This window comes from Thalassospira sp. UBA4513 (assembly GCF_002388495.1).
GTDB lineage: Bacteria > Pseudomonadota > Alphaproteobacteria > Rhodospirillales > Thalassospiraceae > Thalassospira > Thalassospira tepidiphila.
On the sequence record NZ_DGMR01000037.1, the window covers coordinates 141,540 to 148,096 of the forward strand.

A 6,557-nucleotide genomic window follows, 5' to 3' on the forward strand; every position below is an offset into this window, starting at 1 on the left:
GGGCGCACCGGTTGGATGCGCCCTTTTCAGTATTTCATGCCATTTGATGCAATTGGATCACGCGTCTTCGGGCGTTTTGCCGTCTTTTGACTTCGGCTCGGACGTTTTGGATGTTTCCATCCGTGCCGGAATGTCGCGTGATACCAGAATCGGAACGTTTTCCTTTTCACGCAACGTATCGACATCCTCATAGGTCTTGGCGGCGACCTGCGGGTGATTGCGTTGTTCTGCCGGGCGACGATCTGGCGGGGTTACGATACCGCCTGACATCACCATTTTAATGGCCTCTTCGACCGTCATATCAAGGATGACAACATCACGGCGCGGAACGAACAGCAAAAAGCCCGATGTCGGGTTTGGCGTGGTCGGCAGGAAGATGTTGATGACCTTGTCTTCGGTCAGGTTTTGCACCTCACCTGTAGTCTCGCCGGTGATAAAGCCAATCGCCCACATCCCGCGGCGCGGATATTCCAGAAGAACCGCCTGACGAAAAGCATTCGACTGGTTGGCCAGAACCGTTTCGAGGATTTGTTTAACGGCACCATAAATACTGCGGACCGCCGGAATACGGCCAAGAATCCGTTCGTAAAGCTTAATTAACGCCCGACCGGCAAAGTTGGTCGTGAACCAGCCAACCACGGTGATGAAAACGATAATAACCAACAGGCCAAATCCGGGGATCCCGTATTCCTGATAACCGACAGGAAGATAGGATTCCGGATTGTAATGCGCCGGGATCAGCGGGATGACTTTGCTGTCGACGAATTCGATAAACCACCAGGCAAGCCCGAAGGTAATCGCAAGAGGCGCGCTGACCAGCACACCAGTAAGGAAATAGGCTCTTATCCGGGCAAACATACCTGGGCTTGGGAGGACGTGCTCCGAACCTTTGTTTTCCGGATCATCGTTGTCGTCGCGCTTGGCGTTCATTGAGCACCTGTGCAGAAGAGCCAAATGTCAAAAGCCGAAACTTGAGATTAGTCTTTGGCTTTTGGTCATTGTACGTGAGAATATGGCAAAGCTGGGACTTAAAGCCGGGTTATTCCCGCTTATTAAAGTGATAGCAGTATTCAAGTTTGCGGTGCAACCAACAAACCGTAATTTGCAGATCAGAATTGTTGTGGAGACGTTTTGCAGGTCTGGATTGTTGAATATATTTACGATGATGACGGTTCGGTCGGGATAAAGACGGCCAAGGTACGTGCTCCTGATTACGAAACCGCACGGCAGTTCGCCATCGGTGACGCGCCATCGAAAGATTTTGTGATGTCACTCCATCCGGAATCCGAAGAACAGTTTCTTGGCACCCCCGGTATTCGGGCCCGAGAAATGACCGGCAAGGTCGTGCATGAGGTCCCTGACCCGGACGATGATTTGGAAGAAGACGATGACGATTACTGAACTTGATCAGCGAACCTTTTTACCGCGTCCTCTCGTCGGTGTTGGTGCCGTTGTCTGGCACAAGGACCATGTTCTTTTGATCCAACGCGGCAAGGAACCGCATGCCGGCACCTGGAGCCTTCCGGGCGGTGCGCAGGAGCTGGGCGAAACGGTGCGCGATGCTGTTTGCCGCGAAGTTCTGGAAGAAACCGGGGTCAAAATCTCAAGCCCGATCCTGGTCGATGCGGTGGACATGATTTCCACCAATGATGACGACAAGGTCGAATATCACTACACGCTGATTGATTTTGTCGCGGTGGCGCTTAATCCCGATATCACGCTTGGCGGTGATGCGGCTGACGCCAAGTGGGTCAGTGTCAAGGAAGTGACCAAATACGCGCTTTGGAACAAGACCATTGAAGTTATTGCGAAATCACGTGATGTGCTCTCATCCGGGTGACCCACTGACAATCTGAGCAAGACCAACGGAATGAGAAAAAGGCGGCACCCATTAGGATGCCGCCTTTTGATTTGGTCTATTTAAGCTTTGTTACGCTGCTGAGTGCTGCGTCAGGACGCTTTCCTGAATTTTCTTGAAGGCGCGTGCTTCAAGCTGACGGACGCGTTCACGGCTGACACCGAAACGTTCACCAAGCTTTTCCAGCGTGATCGGATCATCACTGAGGAAACGGGCCTTGATGATTTCCTGTTCACGTTCAGGCAATTCGCCAAGTGCGTTTTTCAGCATGCCGTTATGAAGAACACGTTCTTCGGCATCGGCAACCAGTGCTTCTGGGCTCGGTGCGTCAGACGACAGGGTATCGAGATATTCCATCCCCTCGTCTTTCGGCATCGGAGTGTTAAGCGAGAAATCGCGCGCCGCAAGACGGCGGTTCATTTCAAGCGCTTCACGACCGGTCACACCAAGTTTTTCGGCAACCTGATCAGCTTCCTCTGGCGAAAGTTCGCCATTGTCATAAATGTTAAGCTGACGCTTGGCTTTACGCAGGCTGAAGAACAGTTTCTTCTGCGCCGCCATGGTGCCGAGTTTGACCATCGACCAGCTTTGCAGGATGTATTCAGTCACCGCAGCACGGATCCACCACATCGCATAAGTCGACAGGCGGAAACCACGTTCCGGATCGAACTTCTGCACGGCACGCATCAGGCCGGTATTGCCCTCCGCGACAAGGTCTGCCATCGGCAGGCCGTAACCGCGATAACCAAACGCGATTTTGGCAACAAGACGCAAGTGACTGGTAACAAGTTTGTGGGCAGCCTCGGTGTCATCATGGTCCTGATAACGGTGGGCCAGCATGTATTCTTCGTCCGCCGTAAGCATCGGGAATTTCCAGACTTCACGGAGATAGCCCGAGAAACCCTCTTCCTGGGAAACAGCAGGTAATTTAATGGCGCTCATTCTATGTCCTCCTGAGAGGTTTGCACGTCGGCATCTATTCTTAATACGGAGTCCGTCAGAAGCTAGATGACGTGCAAACACTATCGGTTGTGAATTAATTCACGTGGACGACCGGATTTTGTCAGAAAAGAAGCGTGGTCCGGTCGTAACTCATTCCAAGGTCACCTATGGAAGAGGACAGTAGACGCAAATAAGAAGTTCATTCATCGTGTCTCATCCTTACTCGAAGCAAATCGACAATTTACATGTCCGCCAATTGGCCGGACGTTGATCCGGCGGTGCCTATGGGCCCCCACCCGCATTTATTAATATATCTAAACCCGACCAAATTCGTCAAGAACTTCTGACCAGTGTTTCAGTTATATTAATCACTCAATATCAGCATCCTAGCAATTATAACCGACAAAAACAGTCGGGTAAGCAAAATGCCGATCCTTCACGCTAGGATCGATATACGGCGAAACAAAGGCAATTTGTGCATCTGTGAAAGTTCAAGGCGAAATTCCGGGGCTTGGCAAAGTGGCGTGCGAATGGCCCCTGCTGTATGGTGACGTCAAAATGCCATTTGACCGGAGTTCATCATGCCAACCTTGCCAGCAGACACTTTATGCCCCTGCGGCAGCCTGAAAGATTACGGCGTCTGCTGTGGGAAGTATCATTCCGGGACGGCAAGTGCCGAAACGGCCGAAAAATTGATGCGATCACGCTACTCTGCCTTCGTACTGCGCAATGGGGACTACCTATTATCAACGCTGGCAGAGGAAAATCGTTCCGGCTTTGATGCAGAAAGTATTGCGCAGCACACAACGCGCTGGACTGGCTTGGACATCATTGAATGCGTTGCTGGCGGTATTCTTGATCAAACCGGGATTGTTGAATTCGTTGCCCATTTTGATGAGAACGGCAAACAACACCAACTGCACGAGCGATCCAATTTCGAACGTCGTGATGGCAAGTGGTTCTATGTTGACGGGATATTCCCGGGCGTGAGCCAAATCAACGCGTCACCTGTCAAAGCCAAAGCCGGTCGAAATGATCCCTGCCCGTGTGGATCGGGCAAAAAATTCAAGAAGTGCTGTGGCTAGCCCACAAATTCCAGTGCCCATTGATGAAATGGCCGAAGTAAGCTTTCATGGGCTTCTTTGTATGGCATCCAGACCAGTTCGTGATCCTGATCGACCGGCGGGCCGAGCTTTTCGGTTAATTCACACAGGAAAAAGGTAGCGCGCTTAAGACGGTATCGATCCTTGGCCGGGTTATTAACATACTGTGACGCAAAACCAAGCCGCGAGATGATGCGCGCCCGATAACCCGATTCTTCATAGGCCTCACGACAAAGCGCGTCCTGTTCGCTTTCACCGTTTTCAACACCTCCGCCAAGAAGAACAATACCCTTGGGGGTGCGCGCAACGGCAACGTCGCCGTTTTCGCGTTTGATCACGGCATAGACACAGTCCTGTACGTTATAGCTTTGCCCCACACGCGGGGTTCCAAATATTGGACCGGTCAACAGGTCATCCTTGTTTCGCGATTGGCCGAGTTTTCGTTCTTAAATCAGATTTTATCGCTTGTTTATAGTCTTGTAGACCAACTTCAGGTGATTTTGTGACAGACGCTTCGGGATGGTTATGCGAACAATCTCACAAAAACAAATCCCCCCAAAACAACCAGCGTTTCGGAGGGATTTTAGATCGATATCATTAAGCGATTGCTTAGAACGGGATCTCATCATCGAGGTCCGGTGCACCCGCCGGTGCGGATCCACCACCGGAAGAACCACCATTGCCCCAACCAGCGTCAGAACCGCCGCCGTAGCCGCCACCACTATCCTGGCCGCCGCCATAGCCACCACCAGAGGATGAACCGCCACCCATGCCGCCGCCTTCGCCGCGGTTATCAAGCATGGTCAGGTTGGAGTTGAAGCCTTCAAGAACAACTTCGGTGGTGTAGTTGTCTTTGCCATCCTGCCCCTGCCATTTGCGGGTACGAAGCTGGCCTTCGATGTAAAGCTTGCTGCCTTTTTTCACAAAGCGCTCAACGACATCAGCAAGGCCTTCGTTGAAAACAACGATGCGATGCCATTCGGTGCGCTCGCGGCGCTCACCGGACTGACGGTCACGCCACTGTTCGGAGGTTGCGATGCTGAAATTGGCGATCTTTTTGCCAGCCTGGGTAAACCGGATTTCAGGATCGCGGCCAAGGTTCCCGACGAGAATGACTTTATTGACACTGCCAGCCATGGGTTATCTTCCAAAGTTTGTGTTGTCCGCTGTCCCGATTGGTCGGGACTTGTGGGTTATCATTGCGCAAAAATGCGCTGCATTAAAGTTTCAAGTGCAATGCGATCCGTTTCATCGAACGAATTGTGCTCGACACTATCGACGTCAAGCACGGCGATCAACTGTCCATCCGCATTGATCACCGGCACAACGATCTCGGAATTGGTCCGGCTATCGCATGCGATGTGACCAGGAAAAGCATGAACGTCCGCGACCACCTGCGTTTCGCGGGTTGATGCGGCTGCACCACAAACACCACGACCAAACGGAATACGAAGACAGCCAAGCGTGCCCTGATACGGCCCGACGACAAGTTCGTTTTCCTTTTCCGGATCAACATTATAGAAGCCGGTCCAGAAGTAATAGTCGAACTTTTGCGATAAGACGCATGATACGGTTGCCATCAGGGCGGGAACGTTGGTTTCGCCTTCAGTGATGCTTGTCAGCTCTTTTTGCGCTTCTTCGTAAAGCGCCTTTTTCTGGTCGGTCTGCACATCAAACTCCCTTAACTTTCGCGCATAGGAACTACCCCGTTCACCCTGTGTGAGACAAGGGTAAAGTGCCCCAATCCGAAAACAAAAACGCCTCTGACAGTCTGAATTTGTCAGAGGCGTTTGGTGTTAGCTGATCTGGTTTAATCAGATGCGCTGACCGCTTTCGATATCAAACAGATGGATTTTTGAGGCGGGAACCGAAAGGCTTAATTTCTCACCCTTTTCGAACTTGTGTGTTCCCTGCAAACGCAACGTGACATTGTCCGCATTGGCCCCGAAATCGAGATAGGCCAGCGTTTCTGCGCCAAGAGACTCCACCATGCGCACACCGGCGTTAATCCGTCCTTCCCCGTCTTTGAGAAGTTCCAGATGTTCGGGGCGAATACCGACCGTGACGTCGCGGCCAGCCTCGATGTCATGATCAAGATCAAGCATCACACCGTCGCCCACCGTGACGTGTTTCTTGTCATCAGACACTTTGCCCTTCAGGAAATTCATCGCGGGCGAGCCGATGAAACCTGCGACAAACTGGCTGGCCGGCTTTTCGTAGATATCAATCGGGGTTCCGATCTGTTCCGCAACGCCGCCATTCATCACGATCAGACGATCGGCAAGGGTCATGGCTTCGACCTGGTCGTGGGTGACATAGACCGATGTGATGCCAAGACGCTGTTGCAGGTTCTTGATTTCAAGGCGCATATCGACACGCAATTTGGCATCAAGGTTTGAAAGCGGCTCGTCAAACAGGAAGACTTTGGGTTGACGAACAATCGCGCGGCCCATGGCCACGCGCTGGCGCTGACCACCAGACAATTGGCGCGGTTTGCGCTCAAGATGATCTTCCAGCTGAAGAATGCGGGCGGCTTCGCGGACCTTTGCATCAATTTCCGCCTTGCTGTATCCACGGTTCTTCAGGCCATAGGCCATGTTGTCGTAGTTATTCATGTGCGGATAAAGCGCGTAGTTCTGGAACACCATGGCGAT

Annotated in this window: 9 protein-coding genes; 3 read left to right on the top strand and 6 right to left on the bottom strand. The window is 52.0% G+C overall.

Annotated elements, in window-relative coordinates; all coding sequences use genetic code 11:
* Positions 1-57: 57 nt before the first annotated feature.
* The gene (locus B2T33_RS15590) at positions 58-930 is read right to left on the bottom strand and encodes a DUF502 domain-containing protein (RefSeq protein ID WP_008891021.1); all 873 of its coding nucleotides are present in this window, start codon (positions 928-930) and stop codon (positions 58-60) included.
* A 201-nt stretch (positions 931-1,131) separates the two neighbouring features.
* On the opposite strand from B2T33_RS15590, the gene B2T33_RS15595 reads away from it, so the two are divergent.
* Positions 1,132-1,401: a hypothetical protein gene (locus B2T33_RS15595; protein WP_120224738.1), complete on the top strand. Its 270-nt coding sequence runs from the start codon at positions 1,132-1,134 to the stop codon at positions 1,399-1,401.
* Positions 1,388-1,840, top strand: a complete 453-nt coding sequence (locus B2T33_RS15600) for an NUDIX hydrolase (protein WP_063089598.1) — start codon at positions 1,388-1,390, stop codon at positions 1,838-1,840. Before B2T33_RS15595 ends, B2T33_RS15600 begins: the two co-directional genes overlap by 14 nt.
* Positions 1,841-1,930: 90 nt before the next feature.
* Here B2T33_RS15600 and rpoH read toward each other — a convergent pair whose 3' ends face one another.
* Positions 1,931-2,800 carry an RNA polymerase sigma factor RpoH gene (gene rpoH, locus B2T33_RS15605; RefSeq protein ID WP_008891018.1) on the bottom strand — a complete coding sequence of 290 codons (870 nt, stop codon included), beginning with the start codon at positions 2,798-2,800 and terminating at the stop codon, positions 1,931-1,933.
* A 581-nt stretch (positions 2,801-3,381) separates the two neighbouring features.
* Between rpoH and B2T33_RS15610 the strand changes: the two genes are divergently transcribed.
* Positions 3,382-3,885 carry a YchJ family protein gene (locus B2T33_RS15610; protein WP_197147497.1) on the top strand — a complete coding sequence of 168 codons (504 nt, stop codon included), beginning with the start codon at positions 3,382-3,384 and terminating at the stop codon, positions 3,883-3,885.
* Here the strand turns inward: B2T33_RS15610 and B2T33_RS15615 are convergent.
* From B2T33_RS15615 to B2T33_RS15630, 4 genes are all read right to left on the bottom strand, one after another.
* On the bottom strand, positions 3,882-4,310 hold the full coding sequence (locus tag B2T33_RS15615; RefSeq protein ID WP_063089603.1) for an NUDIX hydrolase: 429 nt from the start codon (positions 4,308-4,310) through the stop codon (positions 3,882-3,884). The genes B2T33_RS15610 and B2T33_RS15615 overlap by 4 nt on opposite strands.
* Before the next feature lie 202 nt (positions 4,311-4,512).
* On the bottom strand, positions 4,513-5,040 hold the full coding sequence (gene ssb / locus B2T33_RS15620; protein WP_008891015.1) for a single-stranded DNA-binding protein: 528 nt from the start codon (positions 5,038-5,040) through the stop codon (positions 4,513-4,515).
* A 59-nt stretch (positions 5,041-5,099) separates the two neighbouring features.
* Positions 5,100-5,573, bottom strand: a complete 474-nt coding sequence (locus B2T33_RS15625; protein ID WP_197147498.1) for a GAF domain-containing protein — start codon at positions 5,571-5,573, stop codon at positions 5,100-5,102.
* Positions 5,574-5,717: 144 nt separating this feature from the next.
* Positions 5,718-6,557 (bottom strand): ATP-binding cassette domain-containing protein (locus B2T33_RS15630; protein ID WP_286792522.1); only part of this gene is annotated, 840 nt, incomplete at its 5' end.